The organism is Robertmurraya massiliosenegalensis JC6, assembly GCF_000311725.1.
GTDB lineage: Bacteria > Bacillota > Bacilli > Bacillales > Cytobacillaceae > Robertmurraya > Robertmurraya massiliosenegalensis.
The window spans coordinates 341,870-367,978 of the sequence record NZ_HE978512.1 but is presented as its reverse complement, the minus strand read 5'-3'; the positions used below and the strand labels follow the sequence as shown (position 1 = coordinate 367,978).

Here is a 26,109-nt window from a genome sequence, read left to right as displayed (position 1 = left end):
GGAGGATATATGTTTTTTCAAAAAAGAGTTATTTCCTGTCCATTAATGTATGCAAATATTCCCCTTGCGACACCTCTTGAGAAACTCCGGTTTATCGTGGTTGATACAGAGACAACTGGTTTTCATGTCTCGTCCATAGATCGTTTGATTGAAATAGGGGCCGTCCCAGTCGAAGGATTTCAAGTTTTTGAAAAGGAAATATTCCATTGCTACGTGAATCCTAAACGACAAATTTCTCGGGAAATAACGGAACTAACGTCGATATCAAACGAAATTGTTCAGAATGCGCCGGGTTCATTAGAAGCAATCCGGCGTTTTTTTGACTTTGTCGAAGAGTGGGAAACAGTTTGTATGGTTGGCCATTACATCAGCTTTGATACACTTGTTTTTAAGAGTGAACTAAAGAGAGAAAAGCTGAACCTCAAAAACTTTTATACCATTGATACATTAGATGTCATTAGTACAATTGCTCCATCCTTTGATATGCGAGACTTAGAAAAATACGCACGCATCTTTGGCACGAGAATTTATGAACGCCATCATGCTGTAGGAGATGCTTTAACGACAGCCTATTTATTTACAGAGTTGTTATGGCAATTTAAGCAAAGAGGGAATAACACTTGGGGAGACTTAATTAAAGCGGTAGAGAATAAGTTTCTTTGAAATAGAAAAATACGGGTAAAGAGGAGTGAATAACCAGTGATTAGTCAAATTTTTCAAAAAAATAATGCGATACCTTGTCCCTATTGTGGTTTTCGTGCATATTCCGTTATCCAAGCTAATAAACTGTTACAAACCTTACAAAGAGAGTGTTTGAGGTGAGCAATCGTTTGAGGATGAGAATGGATATATAGTTGGGGTCATGTTTATTTCCTGATAACCAGAAGGCAAATGACTTTCTGACGTACCTGTTTTGGAGGGTGCGGATTAGTAGTACTTGATGAAGCGAGAAAGCGAGTCTCATTTCACACTTCTCACATCCAATTTAGGGAGGGCGAGTGGTGTGCACGATTACATCAAAGAGAGAACTATCAAGATTGGAAAGTATATCGTGGAGACGAAAAAAACGGTTCGCGTAATTGCGAAAGAGTTTGGCGTATCCAAAAGTACAGTCCATAAGGATTTAACGGAGAGGCTACCTGAAATAAACCCAGAGCTTGCAAATGAAGTGAAAGAAATCTTAGATTATCATAAATCAATTCGCCATTTACGTGGTGGTGAAGCAACAAAAATGAAGTATAAAAAGGAGGAACTAGAAAGCGAGCCGATAAAATAGTTACATGAACTCCTTGAAATCATGACAAATTCGATAAAATTCCATCAAAATTTGACAAATTACTACGCTATTTGAACCAAATATGATAGAATTAAAAATTAGGGTAGACTACAATTAAAAAAGAAATTGACATCATGAAAAACGTATAAATAGTGTACGTAATTTAGCACTTTTAGAAATAGATAGGAATCATTTTTTCAAGGAGGATTTGTGGGAATGCTTGCTAGGGATATTGGAATTGATTTAGGAACAGCGAATGTATTGATTCACGTAAAAGGAAAAGGCATCGTATTAAATGAGCCATCTGTCGTAGCGATCGACAAGAATAACAATAAGGTGTTGGCTGTCGGTGAAGAAGCTAGACGCATGGTCGGACGTACACCTGGAAATATTGTGGCGATTCGTCCATTAAAGGATGGGGTCATTGCAGACTTCGATGTAACAGAAGCAATGCTTAAGCACTTTATTAACAAGCTCAATGTTAAAGGTTTCCTTTCAAAACCACGCATTTTAATCTGTTGCCCAACGAATATTACAAGTGTTGAGCAAAAGGCGATTAAAGAAGCAGCAGAAAAAAGCGGTGGAAAGAAAGTGTACTTAGAAGAAGAACCAAAAGTAGCAGCGATCGGTGCAGGGATGGATATTTTCCAACCAAGTGGAAATATGGTCGTTGATATTGGTGGAGGTACAACAGATGTAGCTGTTTTATCAATGGGCGATATTGTCACATCTTCTTCCATTAAAATGGCTGGTGACAAATTTGACAGTGAAATTCTTCATTATATCAAGCGCCAATATAAGCTTTTAATCGGGGAACGTACAGCTGAAAACATCAAAATCCAAATCGGTACGGTTTTCCCTGGAGCACGTAGCGAAACAATGGAAATTCGCGGACGTGATATGGTTTCTGGATTACCAAGAACGATTACAGTTAATTCTGAAGAGATTGAATTGGCTCTACGTGAATCTGTATCTGTCATTGTACAAGCGGCAAAGAGTGTTCTTGAAAGAACTCCACCTGAATTATCAGCGGATATTATCGACCGTGGCGTTATTTTAACTGGTGGGGGCGCACTTTTACATGGTTTCGATCTGCTTTTAGCAGAAGAATTAAAAGTACCAGTTCTAGTAGCAGAAAATCCAATGGACTGTGTAGCGATCGGAACAGGAATCATGCTTGACAATATCGACAAAATTAAAGGCTATCGATTTGCCTAAAAAGAGTAGATGGGGCTTCCAACGTTAGAAGCAAACTAGCTCTATCGCCTGTCAAAAATGGTGATGAGAATCAGTGGAAATGCTGGTACTTGTCACCATTTTCGTGTTTTTGCCTTTTTTCTACAAAATTATACTGTTTATTCGTCAATTTTTTCTTATAATAGAAGATGAATCATTTTCTAATAAAAATAGTAGATATTAATCATAAATGAAATAGAAGGTTTCAAATGAGAGGTGAGATTGAATGTTCAGAGGTTTTTACACTGTAGCTTCAGGGATGCTTGCTCAACAACGAAGAACAGAAATGTTGACGAATAATATGGCCAATGCCAATACGCCAGGTTTTAAAGCGGACCAGTCATCATTACGTGCTTTTCCTGAAATGCTATTGCAACGTTTTGATGAGCAGCAGATTCCAACTGAAAAAGGAATAAATCTTCCTGTAAATAATGTAGTTGGCTCGATTAACACAGGCGTCTACATGCAAGACGTGATGCCAAAATTTATCCAAGGTGATTTGCGTGAAACCGGACAAAAAACAGATCTAGCATTAGTTGATGTCGTCATGCCACAGAATGAAGAAACCGGATATGCTGGCTCGATCTTTTTTACTGTTCAAAATGCAACTGGAGAAACACGTTATACTAGAAATGGTGACTTTACTTTAGATGGACAAGGGTACTTGACGACATCCGCTGGTCATTACGTTCTTGATACAACAGGAAATCGAATTCAACTTTCAAGTGAAGATTTTTCGGTCGATGCTAATGGAGTGCTTATTGGTGCAGCAGGAGAGACAGCGACTTTAGGAATCGGTTATGCTGCAGATCCTTTCCAATTGGTGAAGGAAGGCGATGGCCTTTTACGTAATGAAGCAGGTGGACAGCTTGCGGATGCAAGAGGAATAGCTGGAGCGGAATTTTCACTCCAACAAGGTTTTCTTGAAGGTTCCAATGTGGACGTGAGTCGTACAATGACGGATATGCTAACAGCGTACCGTGCATTTGAAGCGAACCAAAAGATTTTACAAGCTTATGATAAAAGTATGGAAAAGGCAGCCAATGAAGTAGGAAGAATTGGCTAATTACTTCATATCATTCCCATAAGAAAGGAGGCTGACGTATGAATCGTACAATGGTAACAGCAACGAATACTTTGGCGCAGCTCCAAAAGCAAATGGACATTATTTCAAATAATATCGCCAATATTGATACGAACGGATATAAAAGAAGAGATGCAACCTTCACAGAATTGATGTATCAGCAGTTTAATAATCAAAGAAATGCTCAAGATGAAGTGGGGCGTTTAACTCCAAATGGGGTACGTCAAGGTACAGGGGCAAAGCTCGCTCAGGCGCAGCTAGTTATGACGCAAGGTAGTATTAAAGGAACCGATCGTGCGCTTGATACAGCTTTTGTGAAAGAAGGTCAAATGTACAAGGTGTTGGTTCAAACAGATGCAGGCAACGAAATGCAATATACTCGTAATGGAGCGCTTTATTTATCACCAATTGGAGAAAATGAATTAGCTCTTGTGAATGCAGATGGTCATTCGATTGTCGATGAAAATAATAACCCTATTTATATCAATGGCGATGCTAAAGATTTCACGATTGATAGCTCGGGTCAATTGACCGTATTGATGAATGATGGGGCAACTCAAATTTTCAATCTTGGTGTTGTACAAGTGGACAAGCCTCAATTCTTAGTGGCAAAAGGGAATAATTTATTCGGTCTCCCACCAAATTTTGACGAGCTAAATGTGGGATTAGATGAAATTCTCACTGATCTAGCAGGGCCACTTCGTACAGAAATTGGGATTCAACAAAGAGCATTAGAATCATCCAATGTGGATATGGCAAAGGAAATGACTGATCTTATGAATGCTCAGCGTGCCTATCAATTCCAATCCAGATCCGTTAGCATAGCAGATCAAATGATGGGACTTGTGAACGGAATTCGTTAGAAGGAGAAAGAACATGTCGTTAAATAACAGTAACCAAAAGGTAGCAGAAACAAGAGAACAAGTAAGGCAAGAAAAGAAGGAAAAAGCGAAAACAGAGACGGTAAGCGGAGGAAAAAGAAAAAGAATTCGCATTCGTCTTATTCCGTTATGGCTTAGAATTCTATTGATCGCCTTATTGTTGGTGGCATCTGTCATTCTTGGTGCGATGTTTGGTTATAGCGTCATCGGCAATGGTGAAGCCAAAGACGTCTTTGAAAAATCAACATGGACTCATATTTTAGATTTAATTGAACACGAATAAATTTCCCATGAAGCCGACCGTATTCGTACAGTCGGTTTTTTGTTTTGCTTGCTTTAATGGATGGGTTCTCATACAATGGAAATAGATATATGAAACCTAGTGTTAGTAGGAGGTACTAATTAGTATGCTTGATATTAATGAAATCAAACAAATCATCCCCCATCGCTATCCTTTTTTACTTGTTGATAAAATTCTAGAAATTGAAGAAGGAAAAAGAGCGGTTGGAATTAAAAATGTAACGGCGAATGAAGAGTTTTTTAATGGACATTTCCCAGACTATCCAGTGATGCCAGGAGTCCTCATTGTTGAGGCATTGGCACAAGTTGGAGCAGTTGCTGTACTGAAGAAAGAAGAGAATAAAGGACGTTTGGCGTTTTTTACTGGAATCGATAATTGTCGCATTAAGCGTCAAGTAAAGCCTGGCGATCAACTCCGCCTAGAGGTTGAAATGACTCGAGTTCGTGGTTCCTTTGGTAAAGGGAAAGCGACGGCAACCGTGGACGGGGAAATCGCACTTGAAGCTGAAATTATGTTCGCCCTTGGTGAGAAGCAAGAATAAGTTGAGTGAAGAGCCCTTCTGTTTAAGGGCTTTTTTTTGTGGGGTTTTTGGGTGATTTGGCGTTTCGCCGATATATTTGTTTTTTCGCCGATATAATCAGAATATCGCCGATATATCTCGTTTTTCGCCGATAAAATCCAATTTTCGCCGATATATCTCAAAAATCGCCGATATATCTAAATCAGAGGTCTTATTTAAGAAGAAGTTTGGCGCCAGTACCCCCTAGGTACTCCGATTGTAAGAGATTTTGGACCCAAAATTCCGATAATAAATGAATATAAGTCTTTTTTGGGAGTGTCCTTATCGTGATGCAATAAAATTTTCAAATGAGGATGCAAGTTTTTTCTATTTTTTGGGCATGTTAACATCAGACCGTAATTGAGGTCAAATTCCAAAATACTTGAAAGGAGCTTTTACTTATGAAGAAAAAGCTTTTAGCATTTCTTAGTTGTTCCCTTTTATCCGTATTAGTCTTTGCTGGTTGTGCGAATAATGAACAAGATCCACCGCCAGAAGACGATGTAAATGTGGAAGATCCGGTGGATGATAACATCACGAATAACGATGGAACAACGGGCACGACTGATGATACAAACACCAATAACGATGGGGATGTTGTAGAAGACAACAACACTCCAGACGAGGAAATCATTGAAGATGATCGTGATGTTCAAGACGAGGACAACAAAGATCAATAAATGAAAGGGGCTGTCCGAAAATCAGCCCCCTTTTCATTATGTATTAAGTTGGGAGAACGGAAACGGGAAAAATTCCGCTTAAAAGGAACCAACCAAAAAGCAAGAGGAAAAAAGTCTCTTTTCTCCTCTTGCTTTGTTTTACTTAATAACTTCCCAATTCGTTTGATGGAGTCATAATGATTGTTGGACTTTTCGCAGGATTGAGCCATTTTAAAATGGACACGACATTTGATTGAGAAGTACCAACACATCCTAGAGTGGCCCCACTAGAAATATGGAAGAAAATCGCACTTCCATTTCCAGGTACACGTTGAGTGTTGTAATTGATGACAAAACCATAGTTATAAGCGGAAATGGCCATGTTTTCAGCGCTTGACCACTGACCTTCTGTTGCTTTTCTTGATTGCCATGTGTTATATAAAGATGATTTCGGGTCATCTACCCACACATCATCACTTGTAATCGCTTTGAAAGGGAGCTTAGTACCAGGGTTTCCTTTTTGACCAAAAGCTGTTCCGATACTATATTTTCCTCGTGGAGATTTCCCATCTCCTTCTACCTTTTTCTTCGCAAAACCGTTTTTCCCGATATGCCCTGATGTATCTAACACTTTTACCCAATCGCCATTTGAATTGCGTTCAAATGTTTGGATTTTGGCTGAGTTCGTTCCATATCCACTCGTAGTCACGAGAATCAATTGATTGTTTGAACCTACTGTCTTTAAGTTCATCGCATCATTTTTAGGTTTAGCAGGCACTGTTGGTGCAGTTGCTGCTGGTTTTTTACGTTCAGTTTGAGTCGCCGCAGGTTCTTTTTTCTCAGACGTATTATTTGTGGTACTTACGACTTTTTCCTCTTTTATTTCTTCTTTCACGACTACTTGTTGATCTGCTAGATACTTGCTATTAACATATCCTGTTGAATTTTTGAATGAGATTTTCACCCAACCGTCTTTGGAAACCTCAGATGATGCTTTAACTTCCTCATTGATAGCTAATACTGTCACGACGCCATGAGTCGTTTCTGGTCCAGAACGAACATTTAAAGTTGAAACATTAATATATTTTTTTATGCTAGGGATTTCTTCATCCGCTTTTTCTTCTTCTGGCTTCTTGGCTTTTTCTGTATCATCGGATGTTTCTTTTGCTTCAGCTACTGCTTCCTCTTTCTCGCTTTCTGTCGCAGAGGCACTGGCTTGTTCTGCCTGAGGTTCTTCAGTTGGAAATGCTTTCTCTTCAGCCTCTTCCACCTTTGCTTCTCCAGCAAGTTTTGTTTGTCCGTCTTTACTTGAAAGCATAAAGAAACTAACCCCTAGTAAAAGAATGATTCCTAGAGTTGCAGGTAATATGAATTTTTTTAACAATGTTGTTCCTCCTAAATCTATGATGTCATGTCTTGGGTGTAAGGAAAAACGTACTACTTATTACTTCGAATGATTAAATTTCGGCTTGCTGACCATTCCGCTTTTGAATTCGGTCATTAGCTCATCGCCGGATAATCCTCTTTGGATGAGACTATCCAACAGAATCTCTGCATAACGATTGGTTGATTTTTTCAAGGTTCCTTCTAGGAGAACACTGATGTGGTTTTCAAAAGATTGTAATGAGCGAACTTTCACTTTAAAAGGGGCAGGCTCATTCTCCTTTTTCGTAATGACGACCTGAACTAAGAGCTCTTTCTCCTCTGCTCCAGCCTCACGGAATACATCGTAAAAAGATTTGTCTATGTATCCTTCGATCAGCCATGTACTGTGATCGTCTTCTTTATTAATAATCAGACCGTCCACTAAGGGGATATCAAGCCATTCGTTTTTTTTCACGAGTTGCAACGATATTAACTTAAATGTCTTCATCATTCATCCTCCCATCAAAGCTCCTTTAAAAATCTTCTATGAAATTATAACATATAGACCCTTTCTGCAAACGTAGCTTTTGTCAAATTCTGCAAAACGATAAACGAAAGGGAAGATAAGAATGAACATAAAAAGAGTACAAATACAGGCTTTTTAGGTGGTGAAAATCCCAATAATTACCTAATGACAAATAAATAAAAATATGTGTCGAATTATGTCGATCGATTCTTGTCGAAAAAGCAAATATTCTTTTTTCTCATAAATCAAAATGGAAAATGAGGTTTTACCGGCAGGTTATGATATAGAAAAGGATCATTTTATATCGATTTCCCACCTGAAAATTACATTTTCCTTGTTTTACCAAATATGCAACTTTGTTTATGATGAGGGCATCACAATAGAAAGGAGTTTTTAAAAAAATGATCAATCAAGTAACTTTAGTAGGGAGGTTGACGAGGGATCCGGAGTTAAGAGTGACACCAGAAGGGAATTCGGTGGTCAATGTAACACTGGCAGTCAATCGCAACTTTCGCAATCAAAAGGGGGAGATTGATGCCGATTTTGTGCAATGCACCATTTGGCGCAAGAATGCCGAAAACCTTTCTCTTTATTGTAAAAAAGGGGCCCTCATTGGAATTACGGGGCGAATCCAAACTCGGACATATGAAAGTCATGATGGCAGAAAATATGTTACAGAGGTAATCGCAGAATCCGTTAGATTTCTTGATAGTAGAAAGAGTGAAGTAGCCCATGTGGAAAAAGAGGTGCTAATGCCTTGAGCGAGACGATAAGCCGTGAGAAAAGCTTAGAAATTCTACTTGAACGCCTCATCATGATGGTGGGAAAATCAAATGAAAGAGCTGAACATCTTCACGAACGCGTCCTCCAACTTGAACGCATGCTCCTAGAGGAAGCCTCGAAAGACACTCCAGAGAAAAAGACATTCATCATATGATTCCCAATTCGAACACTTTCCCCACATTTCTCCGTAAGGCCTACAATAGAAAAAATCAATTAAATCCTCAAACCCCACACTTATACGGCGGTAGCACCCGCCGTATTTTTTCATATGTAGATTTGATGTGAAAAAGGTTCCGAAAATTAAGCTGAATAATAAAGAGAACTTACAAATAGATTTGAAATTAGACTTTTACTAAACATCAAAAAGGCAAGAGGTTTTAATCCAATATTAATCATAAATAAACCAAGAATATTTACGCCTTATAAGAAATTTTAAATATATTCATATTTTTGCTTTTAAGTAAAATATCAGGACTATATACCTTTTTTACAAAAAAATAGCAAAAAATCCATTTAATAGTTTAATAATTTGTTGAAATATAGTAATATTTGGTAGCGCGCTGTTGAAATGCTGGATGGGCTTGTTCATGGTGAAGTTGTAAACGAATCTGAACCTATCCTGTTTAAGGAAGTCATAAGGCATTCAAGTAAAAGGTAATATGTTAATATTACAGATAATAGCGTAGTTTTTCATGATTCTGTTAGGAGGGTAAATGTGAATAATACTGCATTGAGAGAAGCTTTTTCTTGGATTAAGTCTATTCTATTTGCTTTAATTATGGTTTTGATTTGCAGAGAATTTATATTTGCACCAGTGAAGGTTGATGGAAAATCTATGATGCCAACGTTTGAGAATAACAATCGGGTTATGATTTCAAAGATTAGTAAGGTAGAGAGGTTTGATTTAATTGTCTTTCGCTCTCCTTACTCCGAGGATACCCAGTATATAAAAAGGGTAATTGGTCTCCCTGGAGACACTGTTGAAATAGAGAATGATATTCTGTACATTAACTCCAAAGAGGTTAATGAGAATTATTTGAATACTAATAAAGAGGATGTTCCCTCAGGTGCTCTATTAACAGAAAATCTTAAAGTCGTGGTACCTAATGGTTATTTATATGTTTTGGGCGATAATCGAAGAAATAGTAGTGATAGCCGGGAATTCGGGGTTATAAAAGAATCTTCTGTAATAGGAGAAGTTAAACTGCGTTTTTATCCTATTGATGAAATTACTATACCTAAATAATATGAGAGTGTATTAGTATCCGTGACGAGAATTCAAGATATTTGTAGTCTTAACCAATTTGGTTGGGGTCTTTTCAGTTGATAAAAGAAGGCTCTTCCAAAAATAAAATAGCCTTCTTCTATTGTTAATAAGAGTGAGTGCACTCCAATAATTAAACTATAGGCTGCTTTGCTTCAAAAAATGATAAACGAGTTCTTATAACAGTGGTTTTTTACTGTAATAAGAACAATATTCATGACATAAATTATCACAATTATATTGGGTTGAGGTAGCCTGGAAAAATGTCTTAATGAGTGAGCCTTATGTCAATTTCCACAAACAACTCACAAAAAAACTCCGCAAAACTCACCCTAAATGGATGAGTTCACGCAGTTCATTTGTAGAAAGCTCGGTAATCCAGCTATCACTTTGGATGATCTGATCATTCAGAGATTGCTTTTTCTCTAGCATCGCATCAATTTTTTCCTCAAGTGTACCAGTGCTAATGAATTTATGAACATGCACAAACCGCTTTTGACCGATGCGATAAGCACGGTCTGTGGCTTGGTTTTCAACAGCGGGATTCCACCAGCGGTCATAGTGGATAACATGATTGGCGGCTGTTAAATTTAACCCAGTTCCACCAGCTTTTAACGATAAAATAAAGATTGGAAATTCTCGATTTTGGAAGCGAGTGATTAGTTCATCCCGTTTTCCTTTAGGAACACTTCCGTTCAAGAACGGTGCATCAATCTTAAACTTTTCTTTCAATAACGTCCGAATCATTTCACCCATTTCAATATATTGCGTAAAGATCAGGCAGCTTTCTTCTTGGTCGATAATGGAATCAACTAATTCCGCAAGCTTCTCCATTTTAACCGAACGTCCAAGAACATCTTTTGGCTTCGCTTCCTTTAAGTAGAGGGCAGGGTGATTGCAAAGCTGCTTCAATCGACCTAGTAATTGAAGAATTAGGCCTTTCCTTTCAAACCCAGTTAACGCCTCAATTTGAGCAAATGTATCTTGAACAAGCTGTTCGTATAGTGAAGCCTGTTCTGCGGTTAACGGGCAATACTCTTTTTGCTCTTGTTTATCCGGTAAGTTGAGAGCGACCTCTTCATCTTTCTTCGTCCTTCTTAATAAAAATGGTCGGATTAACGCTTGCAGCTGTTGGATCTTTTCCTTTTCATCCTCTTTTTCAATTGGAAGAACGTAATTTCTTTGGAATTGATTTAAACTTCCTAAGAAACCGTGATTGGTAAAATCAAAAATAGACCAAAGCTCAGTAAGCCTGTTTTCCATCGGGGTCCCCGTTAATGCGATATGATGTTTGCCTTTTAACTGACGGACAGCCCGAGATTGCTTCGTATGAGCATTTTTAATATTTTGTGCTTCATCAATAGCAATCGTGCTCCACTGTACCTCCTCAAATTGCGGGAGGTCAAGATGGGTTAAGCCGTACGAGGTAAGGACAATATCCGAATTGTTTACCGTTTCGACAAATGCCTCATCCTTTAATCGTCCTGGCCCATAATGTAAGTGAACTTGAAGGTCGGGTGCGAATTTCTCCACTTCTTTTTGCCAATTTCCTAATACAGAGGTCGGACAAATAATCAGCGCTGGTCCAGCTCCTTCATTTTCCTTGACTGAAAGCAAGTAGGAAATAAGCTGAATCGTTTTCCCAAGTCCCATATCATCTGCTAAACAAGCACCAAATCCGTATTTACGTAAAAATAGGAGCCAGCTCATGCCAAGTGTTTGATATGGTCGCAATTCACCATGGAAACTAGCGGGTACAGGTTCAATCGGAATCGAATTGACATCACGAAGCTGTTTTATCATCTGCTTCCATTGGCGGTTCAATTCAATTTGAACACGGGCAAATGCTTTATCATCTTCAGAAGCGGACTTTTCAGAGCCGTCAGAAAGGAGCTCTTGTTCAATTAAATCACGTACATGGAGCCCTTCTTTTTCTGCCCGCTTCATTAAATCCTGAATTTGATGGATAAACCCATGATCAAGCTTAATCCAACGTCCGCGAATTTTAACGAGGCGCCGATTTTCCTCGACAAGCTGATTAAATTCATCTTCTGAAAGGTCGACACCATTCATCGAGAAACGCCAATTATAATCGAGCATTGCTTGCAATCCAACGAATGATGGGCGGTTATTGGCTGTTCCTTTTAACTTTGCCTTCACTTTCATACTGGCATTTTTCATCGCTTGCCACCATGATGGGAGCAGGATTTCGACGCCAATGGCAAGGAGAATTTCACTTGCTTCTGTTAAAAACATCCATGCTTCATCTTCGGTTAGTTCTTTCGCAATGCCTTTTTTTCCTTTCAACATTGGGAAAAGTCTGACCCAGCGCTCTTCTTCACGTTCCACTTGCTCAAGAAATTGGAGCCATTCGCTTGGCATATTCGAATCATCACGTGCATCGACGATTAAATCTGGTTCCGCTTTTCCTCGTAAAAAGATTTGTAGATCCCAAACTCCGTCCAAATCTTCTGGCTCTTCTAAGCGAAGGCCAATCGTGAACGGACAGTTGTTTTCTTTAAGACCAATCCATTCACTCCATGTATCCTCATCGAAATAAGCGGACAACGCTTCAGGTGAAACGGATTGATTACGCAAAGCATGAAGTTTATCGCCAACCCGGGCTTTCCACTCACGATTTTTCTCAAAAAAAGTATTTAAGGAAGTATTGAACCAGTCCGTCATAAAGGCAGGAAGTGGCTGATTTCCGATCGATTGCTCCCAAAAAGCGGGGGCAAATTCTTTTATTACTCGTTCAGGTAATCTCCATTTGAACTCTTTTGATTCAAGGGCCTCAAAGTCAGGGAACCAATCTTTTTCTAAAATGGATTCATATAAAGGATGGGCGGCTGCTAAACAAATTTCTCCCGTTTCATCCCATTCCCACTCAATGAGGCGATTAAATTGTTCTTTGGCGAGGAGAGTGACGAGCTGCCAACCATCAACGGTAACGCCACTTGCGCCATCTTCAATCAATGTGCCGTAATAGCTTTCCTCATGGCGGTTAAACAAAAGACCTTTCCATTCAGAGGGTGGGAGAAGTTCATCTTCACTATTAACAGTAAGAAAAAACCGATCATTTTCGACAGGCTCGATCACGATCGTTAAGGCATTTGTTTTAAGCATGGGTTAATTTTCCCCTTTCGCACTCTTGGTGAAAAGCCCTGAGCCGTCTTGTTTTATCAAAAAGGATCTTAAGAAATTCTTGAAAATCATCTGGACGTTTTAATTTTTTGTATAATGTCCTTAATTTCTTTAACTGCTTTACCGCTTCACGGTAATTGCCCCGATTCTTCATGTCGATATGCTGCTGAATCGATTGATGGTAAAGGGGAAGGAGGACATCTGGCCGTTCTTTTTGAAGCAAACGAATTTTTTCGGTTGGAATCGAATTAATATCAAAGCCGATATATCCTTGCAGATCGCACCATTTTTCATAAGAGCCTTGGTCAAACAGAAATTCATCATAGCCCCGATAGCTGTAGGGAAGGGCTTGAATCAAAATTTTTTCATACATATCGTATTTTTTCGTTTCTGAGGCATATGTACCGATCGTTTTCGACACTACACGGGTGAAATCCATTCGCGCATAATGATCGTTAAGCGTTTGAATATAAGGTCTGATTAGTTGGGCGAAAGCATCGACATAGGCGCCCATCCGTTTCCATTCCTTCCCTGAAGTTAACCTCTCGAGCCAATAGACCATAAATGGTGTAGCATCCTCATTTAAAAGGGATAGAATCCTTAATGCTTCTTCATCCTCCCTTAACATGATGTGCTGGTGAATATAGGCGATAATAGTAGGTAAGGTTGCCTTTTTCTGATAGGCTTCATGGATCTTTGGAAGCTCCTCTTCATGCCATTGTTTTTTTCGAAAAAGTTTTGTCCATAGAATGATATATAGATGGGTGGCTTCAAATTCAAATATAGGCTCTTCAGATACTAGTAAGTATGCATCGTTTTTTAGCTTTTCCATAAAGTTGTCAAAAGCAAAGGGAAGGGCATGAACATTAAGCTTTTCAACTAAGTCATCGACATCATCGATCAATTGATAAAAAAGATTGCTGTAATAACGATTAATGTCATCTATGGAAAACCGCCGCTCCTCACTAAATTGCATCAGACTTTGAAAAGAATGAACAGTGGCAATCAAGTTATAAAGCTGTTTCCATTCTTGCTCAACAGGGGCACTCGCACGAATTTTTCGTTCATACACATGAAATAGTTCGGAGACGAGATAAGGCTTCGTCCCTTTTTGACCATTCATAATCGAAGTGAAGCTGGACCTAAAAGCTTCCACCCATCTGTCGTAGTCAGGCTTGGTTGATCCTGTCACCTTTAATAAATCTTTTGCTCGTTGAATACCGAGATCTTTGGCAACTTTTCTCTCTTGAATCGGCTGCCTCCATTCTTCAATCCATTCCATTACACTTCCAACTTGAGCATAGGCATGGAAAAAGACTGCGAGCTGGTGACGACAAATCCCTTCAGCTGGACAACTACATTCGCTTGTTTGGATAAAATGAAGATTCAGTTCTACTTGAACTGGGGTTACATCTTGAACACTCGCCATGACATTGTCGTTCTCGAGGCGGACTTTGTAAACAAGTCCTTGTCGGTATAAAAGTAATCCTTTTTGAACAAGTTTGGCGTCTTCCTCTCGTTCTGACCACAAAATGGCTTTTAAATCCTGTGCTGCTGCTTGCAACAATTCTCTATATTTATCTGGAATCGATGACAAGATCGACACCCCCAAAATGATTCTTTAATTTAAGCTCTTTTCGTAACCATTTTTGGATTTGAAAAGAACGGTTTCTCCATGCGCAAAAATAATATGTACGTCTGAACGATGTTAGCTTTAGATTTGGTAATCAATCAGAAAAATAACGTATTCCTATATTATACCAAAATTTATAAGGAGTTAGGAGAGGGAAGTCAATTATCAAAAAAACCTTTGCGATAGCCGGTGTTGCTATTGATGAAATGCATGTCGATATTTCCACCACAATCAAGCGAAAACCATCAAGTTTTTGCGAAATCTATAAAAATAAGTACGAAAACTTCTAAATGAAATGAATCTTCCAAAACTTCCCTGCGATAAATATTCCTATTGTTATATTTTGAAATGAAAATGGTCGAAATCTAGAGTAAACAATGGAAAACCTGGAGTAAATGCCTGAAATTGACGAAATCACGAAGTTTGAATATGTGCTTTAATGAATGTATGAAACTGCATTCTGATTTTCTACGTTGGTTTGCGGCCATTGTTCAATGAACCACCATTACCATTGAACAATCCAATCAATCTCCATTGTTTGCACTCCGGTTATGCGGAGTGCCTTTTTTTAAAGGGTAAATTCTAAATTTTCCAAAAAAGGTGTATAATCGTATTCAGCAGTAAAAAATAGAAACGATAACAATATATAACTGTTAATTTATTGAAGGGGGAAAAATATGAACGAATTTTCAATTTGGTCTTTGTTAATTGACATCAGTATTATTTCAGGATTGCTTTTAGTGGGAACGGTTTTACGAGCAAAAATAAGGTGGATCCAAGCCCTTTTTCTCCCCGCAAGTATTATTGCCGGTTTTATCGGACTCGCGTTAGGTCCGAGTGGAGTGAATATTCTCCCATTCTCCAGCCAATTTTCCGCATATCCTGGCCTATTCATCGCCGTTATCTTTGGAACGATTCCAATCGGCCAAGCAAAGGTTAATATTCGTACCATTATCACGAGGGTCCGCAATATGTGGTCCTACTCTATGCTTATAACTCTCCTCATGTGGGGTGGGGGTGCCTTTTTCGGACTTGCTGTTATCAATCAAATATTCACCGATCTTCCTAGTGGATTTGGCCTCATTCTAGGTGCTGGTTTTGTAGGTGGACATGGAACCGCTGCAGCCATTGGGGATGCGTTCAATCAATATGGTTGGGAAGATGCGATGACGCTTGGCATGACTTCAGCTACTGTCGGCATTTTGATTGCCGTGTTAGGCGGTCTTATCCTTGTCAAAAGAGGAACGGAAAAAGGCCATACCAATTTTATCGCAAGCTTCAAAGCATTACCAACAGAGGTCCGTTCAGGATTAGTCCCAAGCCAATCCCGCAAAAATATGGGAAATGAAACAGTTTCACCAAGCTCAATTGATCCACTTGTTTTGCACTTATCTATTGCTGCTTTTGTCGTGGGTGCCGCTTATTGGGTAACAGAAATGTTAGGCACTCTTTTGCCAGGGATTTCCGTGCCACTACTAAGTATTGCTTTCGTTGTGGGTCTCGTTTTTCAATTTGTATTGAGAAAAGTGAAAGCCGATAAATATGTCGATGGGCGAGTAATGGAGCGCATTGGTGGGAGTGCAACGGATTATTTAGTGGCGATCGGAATTGCTTCTATTAATATTACTGTCGTTATGGATTATGCTGTCCCTCTAATCGTTTTATTCGTGTTTGGTACCATCTGGGCTTATCTCATCTTCAAGGTTCTCGGTCCAAACATTTTCCAAACGTTTTGGTTTGAGAAATCATTATTTGGCTGGGGCTGGAGTACAGGTACAGTGGCGATGGGACTATCGCTTCTTCGCATCGTTGACCCAGAGCTGAAAAGTAAAACGATGGATGATTACGCACTTGCTTACATAGGAATGGTACCAGTCGAAATCTTAATCATCACCTTTGGTCCAATCCTCGTCACCGCTGGACAACCGTGGATCATGCCGATCATCCTCCTAATCGGAGCCGCCGTGATTATCGCTGCCTACAAATACTTCGGACTATGGGGTCTGTCACGAAAAGAAACAGATAAGAAAATTAGTTGATTTTTAGGAAAACCTGGCGATGTTGCTGGGTTTCTTTTTTTTGGGGGAAAATGGTCCAATGAGCATCTGCGGGATCCGCAATAAACACCGAAACCCCCGCAATTACGTCGAGAAGGTGCACAATAAACACCGAAACGCCCGCAATCGCGGCTAGAACCCCCGCAATTATCCCATAAACGCCCGCAATCATGGCTAGAACGCCCGCAATTACCCCCGAAACGCCCGCAATCCTCCCAAAATCAGTAGTCGTTTTTCCCCAATCTTCCCTTAAATATGACATAGCTCCACATCCTTCGAACTAATTTCCATCAATTCTAGCAATTACGTGCCGATTTCCATATATTGTTGTAAAATGGAAGAGACAGATTATGACATATGTTGGGGGACGTCACATGTATTACCAGGTTCATATTTGGAAGGGGTTAAGGACTCCTTATATAAGTGCACATCAGATCAATAAAGCAGAAAAACTAACTGGTATTTGGAAATGGACCACATGGTTATTGGTGATTTCCCTCATTCTCTCGGGAATTGCCGCTTATTTTGGAATTGGAAATGACGCATTATCAAAGCTCATCTATGATACGACTTCGTCAGAATTCCAAACGATTAAAGGTTTATTTGCGATAGGACAAGTAATTCAATCCACACTTGCGACAGCGATATTAATTTTTCTACCGGCTCTCATATTTTGGGTATTTACGGATATCGAATACGGTAAGCTCGTCGTCGTACAGCTCTTTGTTACAGCCATTTTTATGATCGAAAAAATGATCACGCTCCCGATGCAATTCTATTTTGGACTAGATTCGGCTTCTTCACCATTTGCATTAGGGGTGCTCACACAATACATAACGGATTACCAGTTAATTGCCCATTTCTTTGGTGAAATTTCGCTCTTTTCCATTTGGGCGATGATCATACAATATAAATATTTGCGCGTTATCACAGAGAAGAGTCCAAAACTAATTCTATTAATAATCATCTCTATTCATCTATTAATCTGGATTTTTACGGCAGTCTTTTCTTATATAAAATTTGAGGTTCTATTTTAAAAGGGGGCAGCAAGGATGAACGGGAAAAAGTGGACAGCCATAATCTTCATTGCGCTCTTTGTTGCTGTGAACGTTTATTTAATTTTAATGAAAGATAGTGAAATAGCTAGGTCGGAATACATACATGAGTGGAGAACAGTGCAAAAGCAGAATCTTGTTTTATCGACAGAAAGAGCAGGAGTTGTAGCGCCGGCAGAAGAAGAATATGTGTATTTCCAGCAAGGGGCTGGAGACTTCGAGCAATTTTTCGTAAAAGTGGGCGATCAAGTTTCAACTGGTACACCTCTATTTGAATATTCGCCACGTAATCTTGAGGCTACGATTGAGCAGTTTGAAGCGGAAATCACGAAACTGCAATCAGAACAATTTGGACTTCAGGAAAACATCCGTAATCTTGAAAGTGTTGAACAAAGCTTGCGTCAAGTAGAGGTGGAAGAGGGAGAACATGAAAACTCGTCCAACAAGGCTGTCGCAAGCACGATTGAAGCACAAATCTATGAAAAAGAATTACAGTTAAGTAGAATTGAAGCAGAAATGGATAAATTTGAAGAACTCATTGCCAATTCTAATAGCCACTTAGGATCCTTAACGGTGGAGAGCCCGATCACAGGGATGGTAAAAGAAATATCCCATAATCTCCAAAATCCGGTCGTAACCATTACTTCTACTGACCAGCATGTAAAAGGACTTCTTGCAGAAGAAGATCTACAGGAGATACAAGAAGGGATGAAGGCCATTGTTTCAGGTTCATTTGGAAAAATGGATGGAGTCATTTCAAAGGTCTCTGTAACCCCTGAAGACGATCCACAGGTGGGAGTGAAGAGCGAGTATGAATTTGTCGTGCAGTTACAGGAACCGGAAGAAAATGTAACTGAAGATCTTTCAGAAGAGAATTTAAACGAAACTGAAACAGAAGAGGCTTCGCAAGCAACCATTTACACCGGATCCCATGTTTCGGTCAAGATCATTACAGAAGAAGTTGTCGATGCCTTAACTCTGCCACGTGAGACGAATCGTCTGGGCGATATTTATGTGTTAAAAAGTAATGGCACGATCGAGAAGCGTCCTGTTCAAATGGGGATCACGATAAATGGTGTTTACGAGATTACAAGTGAAGCGGAGGAAGGAGAGCTAGTCGTCTATGAGCCGACTAGAATCCGAAATAACATTTCCTTTTTTACGCCACTTGATTTAAGCCACATGAGTACTCAAGAGTTGAAAGAAATGGACAAAACGGAGATATTGAAGTATTTGGGAAGAGGATTATTAAGCAGATAATCTCCTGCTTTGTCCCCATTTTTCCTACCTTAGGTTCTCAAAAACAAAAAGGATTTCTATATTTAAAAGAGAATCTATAATGATATACCTGAACAAGTAAGGAGTGGAAAAATGAAACTGAAAATTTGGTTATGGCTAACCCCTCTTTTGATTATCACAGTAGGCTTAGGTGTGTGGGGTGGATGGACATTATTAGGTGCATCAAATACAAATAACCAAAAATCGATTGAAGCAACCAGCAATGGTCCATCTGTCACCCAGGAAGGTGATGATTTCTCAACAGAAGTCGTCAATACACCAGTATCGGAAGCGATCATTGTCTTTAAAAATGATGAACTTGGATTTCGAAATGGACATGATTTTATCGGCCAACTACATAACTTTTACAATGAAACATTAGGGTGGGGCCGAATTGATACAGCAAGCTACACGGAGCAACAGCAGAAGGCAGAATTAATTATTGATGCATTGGAAAACGTAGATGTGATGGACGCAGCAGTGCAGATGGATTTTGATAAAATCAAAGAGTTAGCTGAAATTGTCGCAAGCAAAGATGATCGAGAGGCGATGAGAAAGTTACATCGTTACTTCCATGACCTCGATATCTATCTGAATGGCTATGATTACAATCAAACCTTTCAGATTACCATTTTTCAAGGGGAGTAAATTCTCTTGAAAAAGTCATGATAATGAGATACGGCATTTTCGTAAAAAAATATTCACCATGATACACTGAAAGTATAGGGGGTATCCGACAAATATGAAAAAGTTTCTTGCAATCGGTTTCTTATTTATTGTATCGATCACGCTTGCTGGTTGTAACAAAGAGCCAATGCCTGAGGATACATTCACAGACTATGTGAAGCTTTGGAATGAACAGAAATTTGCTGAGATGTATGAGCAGCTATCTTCTGAAGCTCAGGAAAGTATTACAAAAGAGGATTTTACAGGACGCTATGCCAAAATATATGAAGATTTAGAGATTAACAATTTGAAGGTGGAATTCACCCCACCTGAAGAGGAAACGGACAAAAAAGCAGAGAATATCAGCTTTCCTTTTTCGGTAGCAATGGATAGTGTTGCCGGTACGATTTCTTTTGACCACGAAGCAACATTGGTCAAAGAAGAGCGCAATGAGGAAACAGGCTGGTATGTGAACTGGGATACGACCTTTATTTTTCCAGAACTTGAAGAGGCAGATAAGATTGGTCTTTCAACCATTCCAGCAAAACGAGGAGAAATTCTTGACAGGGATGGGGACCCATTGGCGATAACGGGAACTGTTTATGAAATCGGAATTGTTCCAGCCAAAATGGAAGGCAAGGAAACGGAAATTATGAAGCAGGTATCAGAGTTATTGGGCATGAGCACAGAGCAAATCGAAAACGCCTTAAATGCTTCTTGGGTCCAACCAGATTATTTTGTTCCGATTAAAAAGGTCTCACCGGACGATACAGAACTATTGGAAAAACTATTTGCGATTCCATCAGTCCTGAAGCAAGATGCCGAAGGAAGAATCTATCCTTATGGTGAAGCGACCGGGCATTTAATTGGCTATGTTGGACCAATTACGGCAGAAGAGATGGAGAAAAATGAAGGATATAGCAGTACAGATTTGATTGGCAAAAGAGGATTAGAGCAAGTATTAGAGAAGCGGCTTAAAGGGGAAAATGGCATAAAAATCTATATTAATAAAGAAGATGGAACAGAAGTAATCCTTGCTGAAAAGGAAGTGAAGCATGGGGAAAATGTTCAACTTACGATTGATGGAAGTCTGCAAGAAAAGGCATATGCACAATTTAACGGAGAAGCAGGGATGGCCGCAGCGATTGACCCATTAACAGGAGAAACGCATGCATTAGTGAGTAGTCCAAGTTTTAATCCCAATATTTTAGCGCTAGGAGCAACTTCTGAGCAGTGGAAAGCATTAGAAGAGAATCCGAAAAATCCGTTACTGAATCGCTTCAAGTCGACCTATGCTCCAGGTTCTGTCATTAAACCAATTACAGCGTCCATCGGGTTAGCAACAGGGAAGGTTGATTGGGAAAAAACAATCAATGTGGACGGTCTCAAATGGCAAAAAGATGCATCATGGGGAAGTTACCAGGTAACTCGTGTGAAGGACCCAAATAAACCGGTGAACTTAGAAGATGCCTTATTGTATTCTGACAATATTTACTTTGCTCAAGCGGCTCTTGATATTGGGGAAGACGGCTTTGCTACCGGGCTCGAGAGTTACGGATTTGGAGAGGATTTTCCATACTCATACCCGATTGAAACCTCCCATTTTGGTGGATTAGAGAAGGAAGTTACATTAGCTGACTCTGGCTACGGTCAAGGACAGGTGGAGATGAGCGTCATCCACTTAGCGAGCACCTATACGACACTGATCAATCAAGGAAATCTAATTAAACCAATTCTATTCGCAGAGGAAGAAAAGAGTCAGGTGTGGAAGGAAAACCTTCTTCCTGCGAGCGAAGCAGAGAAATTGAATAATGTACTGACAAAGGTCGTTCAAGACCCACAAGGTACAGCACACTCAGGCAAAATTGACGGCTACATATTAGCAGGAAAAACAGGGACAGCTGAATTGAAACAAGCCCAAGGAGAATCAGGAAAAGAAAATGGCTGGTTTGTTGCATACAACCCAGAACACCCAGAGCTCCTCATCGCCTTAATGGTCGAAGGCGTTGAAGACAGTGGCGGCTCAAAAGCAGCTGTAGCAAAAGTGAAAGCAATATTTGAAAAATAGCGGGACGTGGGGACAGGCACTTTAGTGGTGCCTGTCACTCCCCGAAAAATCTTGTTTCACAGGTACGGGATTTTGCGTGTGTAATACCGATTTATCTTGCGGTGCTACATCTTTTTAAGACACTCGTGAATTTGAAGAGGCTGGAGCCATGCCCACTCCAAAAACCACCAAGAAAATTCTGATTATAAATAATATTGAAAAATCATTTTAGCACTGTTATAATAGTGCTTATAAAAAGTTTGGAGAGGTTCATATGGGTAATGACAGCTGTTTGATCGTATCAGGACATGCACAAGTTCCAAAAGGAATAGCGCTTCATGAAGAAAAGAAATTTATTGGGGCAGTTCTGGTCATTAATAAAGAGAGTCAAATCATTGAAAAAGCTGAATTTACGTTAATAACAACCCTTTCTAATGATTTTTTAAGCAATTTAGTGATTGGCTATGATTTACATCAAGGAATTGATCCGTTACTAAATCGAATAAAAAGACTATGTTTGATGCCTTCACAAGGGGCAATTATTCAAGCAGTACGTGCAGCGTATGAACGGTTTAAAGATCAATTATATAACTGAATGAATTTCATAATTGTACGTTTCAAGTAAAAAACGAACGATATCAATGGGAAACATGGCTAGAATGTTCGTTTTGTAATTAACCTTCGTACATTTACGAAATCGAATCCACTGGGTATCTATGAGGGATTGACCAAAAATCAATTTTTTTAAATGGATATAAACCAGTAGTAATAGGCACTTTTTTTGTGTGCTTATTTACTACTGGTTTTTTATTTTAACTTTTTTAGAGGAGGAGTTTACATGAAGGTATTGCCCCGCAAAGAAAAGGAACTTACGGTGGATTTGAAAAACAGACTGTTAAAAATCGATCCTGCCACAATTGGACATTGGCTCCAATTTGGCTTTATGCAATCTAGGATCAAAGCTATGCTCCAAAATATAAAAGTGGTTGGATCTGCGTTTACGGTAAAAACCACTTCAGTCGATTCGGTAATGGTTCATAAAGCTGTAAGTCTAGCAGAAGAGGGAGATGTACTTGTCATTGACCGGAATGGAGATGAAAAATATGCCTGTGTAGGGGAGATCATTGTCTATACGGCAAAGAAAAAGAATCTAGCAGGGATTATTGTCGACGGCCCGATCACAGATATTACATCTGTTAGGGAGCTGGATTTTCCTATTTATGCAACAGGACTCTCTCCAGTGACTACAAGATTAGTTGGAAATACAGGCGAAATTAATACGACCATTCAATGTGGTGGGGTGACCGTAGAGCCTGGCGATACAATTTTGGCTGATGAAAATGGAGTATTGGTATTGAGTAAAGACATCGATATTGAGGAATGGTTATTGAAAGCGGAGGAAAAAGAAGCGATCGAACAAATCATGAAAGAGAAGATCGACGAAGGCTTGCCGCTTGCTTCGATTACAAAGGCTGATCAGCTTTTAAGAGAAAATGGAATAATACGTTAAAGGGGGAAACTTGAGTGAGTCATACAGAGGAAACAAAATTAAGTGAAGAAATCATTAAACCAATTGACTGTGACGTCCACCCAGTTGTTGAAGGGGGACTAGAGCAACTATACCCTTATATGGAAAGCTCATGGAAAAAGAAGTTTCAAATGTCTGGACTTGTTCCTCATTCCAACCGACATGTTAATCCGAGGGGAAGTGTTACAAGAAAGGATGCGATCGCACCAGATGGGAAAGTTGCTGGTTCTGATCCGGTCTTTACAAAAGAACATTATTTAGATGTCTACGATCCCAAATGTGCGGTCTTAATAGCCATGCAACCATCGCAATTATCGCTTGTTTGGACGAACGCAGATATGGTTCATACGATGACATCGGCCTATAATGATTATTTTATTGATAAATGGTTAAGTGTGGACCCGCGCTATCATTTTGTTATAAACATTACCCCGCAAGATCCAATCCTAGCTGTAAAAGAAATTAAAAGATTGGCAAAAGTAAAAGGGGTTATCGGAATAAACTTGCCTTTAATGAACATCTTGCTAGGTGATCGATACTTTTATCCCATTTATGAGGCAGCAATCGAAGAAAACTTACCGATCATGACTCATGTGACTGGGGCAGAAGGGACGTATATTGGAGCTGCACCGCTCGCAGGGGGAGTAACAAAATATTACGTCGAAAGATATATAACATATCCGCAAATTGCTCAATCAATGCTTGTTAACCTTATTTTTGAAGGCGTATTTGAACGATATCCAGAGTTGAAACTTGTTTTTGTAGAATATGCGTTCAGTTGGTTAGGATCCGTTTTAACTAGAATGGATCAGTCATGGAGAAATTTACGAATTGAAACCCCATGGGTGAAGAAAAAGCCTAGTGATTACGTGAAAGAAAATGTCTTTTTTACAACGCAACCAATTGATGAAATGCCGAAGAAACAATTTGATAGTATGCTAGATATGATTGATGCAGAGCACAATCTCCTCTTTAGCAGCGATTATCCACATTGGGATAATGATATGCCTGACGAAATCTTTCATCGCTTATTTTCATCGCAGGAATTAAAAAAGAAGATTTTACATGATAATGCCGCCAAGTTATTTGGTTCAAAGATCAGAGTTTAATACAAGGGAGGGAAATCTGTTGAATTATCGGCTCGGAGAAATATCGGAATTAGCTGCAAATCGTTGTCAGAATTTTGAAATAAACGGTAAAAGTATTGCGGTATTGTATTCAAATGGAACCTTTTATGCTTTATCAAACAGATGTCCTCATAAAGGGGCGAACATGTGTCATGGGGATGTTCGGGGAACGATGATTCCTTCTGAACCAAGTGAGATTCACTATGATTTGGAAGACAAGGTTCTAGTATGTCCTTGGCATGGCTATGAATTTGATATTGAATCTGGGAGACCGCTTTTTGGTGTTACCAAGTCAAAACTTAAAACCTATACCGTTTTTGAAGATAATGGAGTTCTTTTTCTACAAATGTAGGCGAGAGTAATCCATTTCATAATTTTGCTTCTCAAGTTAAAAAACGAACGAAAATAACTCGAAACCATATAAAGATTAGAATTTCAAATGGGCTATTGAATGAAAAACGCTAAACCTATTCGTTTTTTTAATGTACGCTCGAACATTTTGAAATCGACTCATTTGGCTAACTATAAATCTATTTTGAGAGGGGAATTCGTAATGAAGAAGGTAGGTCTCTGTATTCTATTATCGGTGTTTATCGTTATGCTAGCTGCTTGTGGCGGAGCCGGAGCGAATGAAGTTAGTTCTGGAACAAGTGATGAACCCATTGTTTTAACGATGGGCACGAAGATGCCAGAAAACAATGTGGAGAGTGAAGGCGTTAAAGAGTTTATGAAACTCGTAGAGGAAAAAACAGATGGCAGATTGAAGGTTGATGTATATTTCCATGAACAATTAGGAACTGAATCTGAACAAATTGAGAATGTCATCTCTGGAGCTCAAGATATTTATTTTGAGACTATGACCTATTACCTTCCTTACGTAAAAGATTTTAATATTCATAGTTTACCATTCCTTTTTAAAGATAATGAAGAGTATCAAGAGTTCTTGCAGTCAGATATTCAGAAGAAAATGGAAGATGAATTGATTGATAAAGTAGGCCTTCGTTTTATCAATACGAAGAAGAACTTTATAAGAGGACCGTATCGAGTGTTGGTAAGTACAAAACCAGTTGAAAAATTAGAAGATATTAAAGGATTAAATTTACGACTAGCTGAATCAGAAACAGCAATTAAAGCATGGTCTGCTTTAGGGGCGAATACGACCATTATCCCTTGGTCAGAAACCTATCTAGCCTTAAAGCAAGGAGTAGTGGACGCCGCTACATCGCCCATTTCTACGGTGACAAGCATGAATTTCCATGAAGTGACGAAGCATGTAACGGTAACGTATGAATATCCTCAATCTCTTGTTATGGCGATGAATGAAAGTAAATTCCAATCATTACCGGAAGATTTACAGACAGCCCTTGTCGAAGCTGCTAATGAAGCAGGTGAAATAGGCACTAAATATATAAATGAGGAAACAGAAGGGGTATTGGCTGAACTAAAAGAAGCAGACGTTCAAGTTTATGAAGTAGACTTGAGTCCATGGCAAGAAAAAATGGAAGAAGTATACCAAGATCTAGTTCAAAGTGGTTTCCTAAACGAAGAGGTGCTTAATGACATACAGGAATGGAAGGCACAACAATAATATAGATAAATTTTGCAGTAAGGAAGCCACATTCTTTACTGTAATGTTTTTC

General features: G+C 39.2%; 26 protein-coding genes. 21 read left to right on the top strand and 5 right to left on the bottom strand.

Features of this window, described 5'->3' with window-relative positions:
* Positions 1 to 9: 9 nt before the first annotated feature.
* From BMSHG_RS08040 to BMSHG_RS08005, 8 genes are all read left to right on the top strand, one after another.
* A complete protein-coding gene (locus tag BMSHG_RS08040) occupies positions 10 to 663 on the top strand; it encodes a 3'-5' exonuclease (RefSeq protein ID WP_019153930.1) in 654 nt (217 codons plus the stop codon).
* Positions 664 to 1,003: 340 nt separating this feature from the next.
* Entirely contained in the window at positions 1,004 to 1,276 is a 273-nt protein-coding gene (gene spoIIID, locus BMSHG_RS08035) for a sporulation transcriptional regulator SpoIIID (protein ID WP_019153929.1), read from the top strand.
* A gap of 216 nt (positions 1,277 to 1,492) precedes the next feature.
* Entirely contained in the window at positions 1,493 to 2,494 is a 1,002-nt protein-coding gene (mreB, locus tag BMSHG_RS08030) for a rod shape-determining protein (protein WP_019153928.1), read from the top strand.
* 244 nt (positions 2,495 to 2,738) lie between these two features.
* Positions 2,739 to 3,578 (top strand): flagellar hook-basal body protein, encoded by an 840-nt coding sequence (locus BMSHG_RS08025; protein ID WP_019153927.1) that lies wholly within the window; start codon positions 2,739 to 2,741, stop codon positions 3,576 to 3,578.
* A gap of 38 nt (positions 3,579 to 3,616) precedes the next feature.
* The gene (locus tag BMSHG_RS08020) at positions 3,617 to 4,459 is read left to right on the top strand and encodes a flagellar hook-basal body protein (protein WP_019153926.1); all 843 of its coding nucleotides are present in this window, start codon (positions 3,617 to 3,619) and stop codon (positions 4,457 to 4,459) included.
* A 13-nt stretch (positions 4,460 to 4,472) separates the two neighbouring features.
* Positions 4,473 to 4,760, top strand: a complete 288-nt coding sequence (locus BMSHG_RS08015) for a DNA-directed RNA polymerase subunit beta (protein ID WP_019153925.1) — start codon at positions 4,473 to 4,475, stop codon at positions 4,758 to 4,760.
* Between the two features lie 124 nt (positions 4,761 to 4,884).
* Positions 4,885 to 5,319, top strand: a complete 435-nt coding sequence (gene fabZ, locus BMSHG_RS08010; protein ID WP_019153924.1) for a 3-hydroxyacyl-ACP dehydratase FabZ — start codon at positions 4,885 to 4,887, stop codon at positions 5,317 to 5,319.
* Positions 5,320 to 5,738: 419 nt separating this feature from the next.
* Entirely contained in the window at positions 5,739 to 6,017 is a 279-nt protein-coding gene (locus tag BMSHG_RS08005; protein ID WP_019153923.1) for a hypothetical protein, read from the top strand.
* Positions 6,018 to 6,159: 142 nt separating this feature from the next.
* On the opposite strand, the gene BMSHG_RS08000 is transcribed toward BMSHG_RS08005, so the two are convergent.
* Together BMSHG_RS08000 and BMSHG_RS07995 are read right to left on the bottom strand one after the other, a co-directional pair.
* Positions 6,160 to 7,380: an SH3 domain-containing protein gene (locus tag BMSHG_RS08000; protein ID WP_019153922.1), complete on the bottom strand. Its 1,221-nt coding sequence runs from the start codon at positions 7,378 to 7,380 to the stop codon at positions 6,160 to 6,162.
* A 60-nt stretch (positions 7,381 to 7,440) separates the two neighbouring features.
* Positions 7,441 to 7,869, bottom strand: coding sequence for a YwpF-like family protein (locus tag BMSHG_RS07995; RefSeq protein ID WP_019153921.1), 429 nt, complete (start codon positions 7,867 to 7,869; stop codon positions 7,441 to 7,443).
* A 419-nt stretch (positions 7,870 to 8,288) separates the two neighbouring features.
* Here BMSHG_RS07995 and ssb point away from each other — a divergent pair, with 419 nt between their 5' ends.
* From ssb to lepB, 3 genes are all read left to right on the top strand, one after another.
* Positions 8,289 to 8,648, top strand: a complete 360-nt coding sequence (ssb, locus tag BMSHG_RS07990; RefSeq protein WP_019153920.1) for a single-stranded DNA-binding protein — start codon at positions 8,289 to 8,291, stop codon at positions 8,646 to 8,648.
* A complete protein-coding gene (locus tag BMSHG_RS28595) occupies positions 8,645 to 8,824 on the top strand; it encodes a hypothetical protein (protein WP_019153919.1) in 180 nt (59 codons plus the stop codon). Before ssb ends, BMSHG_RS28595 begins: the two co-directional genes overlap by 4 nt.
* Positions 8,825 to 9,385: 561 nt before the next feature.
* A complete protein-coding gene (lepB, locus tag BMSHG_RS07980; RefSeq protein ID WP_019153918.1) occupies positions 9,386 to 9,916 on the top strand; it encodes a signal peptidase I in 531 nt (176 codons plus the stop codon).
* 345 nt (positions 9,917 to 10,261) lie between these two features.
* Here lepB and BMSHG_RS07975 read toward each other — a convergent pair whose 3' ends face one another.
* Positions 10,262 to 13,060: a DEAD/DEAH box helicase gene (locus tag BMSHG_RS07975; protein WP_019153917.1), complete on the bottom strand. Its 2,799-nt coding sequence runs from the start codon at positions 13,058 to 13,060 to the stop codon at positions 10,262 to 10,264.
* Positions 13,053 to 14,684 carry an SWIM zinc finger family protein gene (locus BMSHG_RS07970; protein WP_392397244.1) on the bottom strand — a complete coding sequence of 544 codons (1,632 nt, stop codon included), beginning with the start codon at positions 14,682 to 14,684 and terminating at the stop codon, positions 13,053 to 13,055. The genes BMSHG_RS07975 and BMSHG_RS07970 overlap by 8 nt, the downstream gene beginning before the upstream one ends.
* Positions 14,685 to 15,388: 704 nt before the next feature.
* Here BMSHG_RS07970 and BMSHG_RS07965 point away from each other — a divergent pair.
* Positions 15,389 to 16,750, top strand: coding sequence for a sodium/glutamate symporter (locus BMSHG_RS07965; protein ID WP_019153915.1), 1,362 nt, complete (start codon positions 15,389 to 15,391; stop codon positions 16,748 to 16,750).
* Here BMSHG_RS07965 and BMSHG_RS07960 read toward each other — a convergent pair.
* The gene (locus tag BMSHG_RS07960; RefSeq protein ID WP_019153914.1) at positions 16,743 to 17,030 is read right to left on the bottom strand and encodes a hypothetical protein; all 288 of its coding nucleotides are present in this window, start codon (positions 17,028 to 17,030) and stop codon (positions 16,743 to 16,745) included. The genes BMSHG_RS07965 and BMSHG_RS07960 overlap by 8 nt on opposite strands.
* Before the next feature lie 112 nt (positions 17,031 to 17,142).
* Here BMSHG_RS07960 and BMSHG_RS07955 point away from each other — a divergent pair, with 112 nt between their 5' ends.
* From BMSHG_RS07955 to BMSHG_RS07915, 9 genes are all read left to right on the top strand, one after another.
* Positions 17,143 to 17,805 (top strand): hypothetical protein, encoded by a 663-nt coding sequence (locus BMSHG_RS07955; RefSeq protein ID WP_019153913.1) that lies wholly within the window; start codon positions 17,143 to 17,145, stop codon positions 17,803 to 17,805.
* A gap of 15 nt (positions 17,806 to 17,820) precedes the next feature.
* Positions 17,821 to 19,083, top strand: a complete 1,263-nt coding sequence (locus tag BMSHG_RS07950) for an efflux RND transporter periplasmic adaptor subunit (protein WP_019153912.1) — start codon at positions 17,821 to 17,823, stop codon at positions 19,081 to 19,083.
* Positions 19,084 to 19,194: 111 nt separating this feature from the next.
* Positions 19,195 to 19,749: a hypothetical protein gene (locus BMSHG_RS27065; protein ID WP_019153911.1), complete on the top strand. Its 555-nt coding sequence runs from the start codon at positions 19,195 to 19,197 to the stop codon at positions 19,747 to 19,749.
* Positions 19,750 to 19,843: 94 nt separating this feature from the next.
* Positions 19,844 to 21,835 carry a penicillin-binding transpeptidase domain-containing protein gene (locus BMSHG_RS07940; protein ID WP_019153910.1) on the top strand — a complete coding sequence of 664 codons (1,992 nt, stop codon included), beginning with the start codon at positions 19,844 to 19,846 and terminating at the stop codon, positions 21,833 to 21,835.
* A gap of 253 nt (positions 21,836 to 22,088) precedes the next feature.
* A complete protein-coding gene (locus BMSHG_RS07935) occupies positions 22,089 to 22,409 on the top strand; it encodes a DUF3870 domain-containing protein (protein ID WP_019153909.1) in 321 nt (106 codons plus the stop codon).
* Positions 22,410 to 22,652: 243 nt separating this feature from the next.
* On the top strand, positions 22,653 to 23,324 hold the full coding sequence (locus tag BMSHG_RS07930) for an RraA family protein (protein WP_019153908.1): 672 nt from the start codon (positions 22,653 to 22,655) through the stop codon (positions 23,322 to 23,324).
* A gap of 14 nt (positions 23,325 to 23,338) precedes the next feature.
* Positions 23,339 to 24,451, top strand: coding sequence for an amidohydrolase family protein (locus BMSHG_RS07925; RefSeq protein ID WP_019153907.1), 1,113 nt, complete (start codon positions 23,339 to 23,341; stop codon positions 24,449 to 24,451).
* Between the two features lie 19 nt (positions 24,452 to 24,470).
* The gene (locus BMSHG_RS25950; RefSeq protein WP_019153906.1) at positions 24,471 to 24,821 is read left to right on the top strand and encodes a Rieske (2Fe-2S) protein; all 351 of its coding nucleotides are present in this window, start codon (positions 24,471 to 24,473) and stop codon (positions 24,819 to 24,821) included.
* Between the two features lie 201 nt (positions 24,822 to 25,022).
* A complete protein-coding gene (locus tag BMSHG_RS07915; RefSeq protein ID WP_019153905.1) occupies positions 25,023 to 26,057 on the top strand; it encodes a TRAP transporter substrate-binding protein in 1,035 nt (344 codons plus the stop codon).
* Positions 26,058 to 26,109: the final 52 nt, after the last annotated feature.

Bases quoted from the DNA above. Each gene is read 5' to 3' on its own strand.
- BMSHG_RS08040 (WP_019153930.1), top strand. From the start codon at position 10: ATGTTTTTTCAAAAAAGAGTTATTTCCTGTCCATTAATGTATGCAAAT.
- mreB (WP_019153928.1), top strand. From the start codon at position 1,493: ATGCTTGCTAGGGATATTGGAATTGATTTAGGAACAGCGAATGTATTG.
- BMSHG_RS08025 (WP_019153927.1), top strand. From the start codon at position 2,739: ATGTTCAGAGGTTTTTACACTGTAGCTTCAGGGATGCTTGCTCAACAA.
- BMSHG_RS08020 (WP_019153926.1), top strand. From the start codon at position 3,617: ATGAATCGTACAATGGTAACAGCAACGAATACTTTGGCGCAGCTCCAA.
- BMSHG_RS08015 (WP_019153925.1), top strand. From the start codon at position 4,473: ATGTCGTTAAATAACAGTAACCAAAAGGTAGCAGAAACAAGAGAACAA.
- fabZ (WP_019153924.1), top strand. From the start codon at position 4,885: ATGCTTGATATTAATGAAATCAAACAAATCATCCCCCATCGCTATCCT.
- BMSHG_RS08005 (WP_019153923.1), top strand. From the start codon at position 5,739: ATGAAGAAAAAGCTTTTAGCATTTCTTAGTTGTTCCCTTTTATCCGTA.
- BMSHG_RS07995 (WP_019153921.1), bottom strand. From the start codon at position 7,869: ATGAAGACATTTAAGTTAATATCGTTGCAACTCGTGAAAAAAAACGAA.
- ssb (WP_019153920.1), top strand. From the start codon at position 8,289: ATGATCAATCAAGTAACTTTAGTAGGGAGGTTGACGAGGGATCCGGAG.
- BMSHG_RS07975 (WP_019153917.1), bottom strand. From the start codon at position 13,060: ATGCTTAAAACAAATGCCTTAACGATCGTGATCGAGCCTGTCGAAAAT.
- BMSHG_RS07965 (WP_019153915.1), top strand. From the start codon at position 15,389: ATGAACGAATTTTCAATTTGGTCTTTGTTAATTGACATCAGTATTATT.
- BMSHG_RS07960 (WP_019153914.1), bottom strand. From the start codon at position 17,030: ATGTCATATTTAAGGGAAGATTGGGGAAAAACGACTACTGATTTTGGG.
- BMSHG_RS07955 (WP_019153913.1), top strand. From the start codon at position 17,143: ATGTATTACCAGGTTCATATTTGGAAGGGGTTAAGGACTCCTTATATA.
- BMSHG_RS07950 (WP_019153912.1), top strand. From the start codon at position 17,821: ATGAACGGGAAAAAGTGGACAGCCATAATCTTCATTGCGCTCTTTGTT.
- BMSHG_RS27065 (WP_019153911.1), top strand. From the start codon at position 19,195: ATGAAACTGAAAATTTGGTTATGGCTAACCCCTCTTTTGATTATCACA.
- BMSHG_RS07940 (WP_019153910.1), top strand. From the start codon at position 19,844: ATGAAAAAGTTTCTTGCAATCGGTTTCTTATTTATTGTATCGATCACG.
- BMSHG_RS07935 (WP_019153909.1), top strand. From the start codon at position 22,089: ATGGGTAATGACAGCTGTTTGATCGTATCAGGACATGCACAAGTTCCA.
- BMSHG_RS07930 (WP_019153908.1), top strand. From the start codon at position 22,653: ATGAAGGTATTGCCCCGCAAAGAAAAGGAACTTACGGTGGATTTGAAA.
- BMSHG_RS07915 (WP_019153905.1), top strand. From the start codon at position 25,023: ATGAAGAAGGTAGGTCTCTGTATTCTATTATCGGTGTTTATCGTTATG.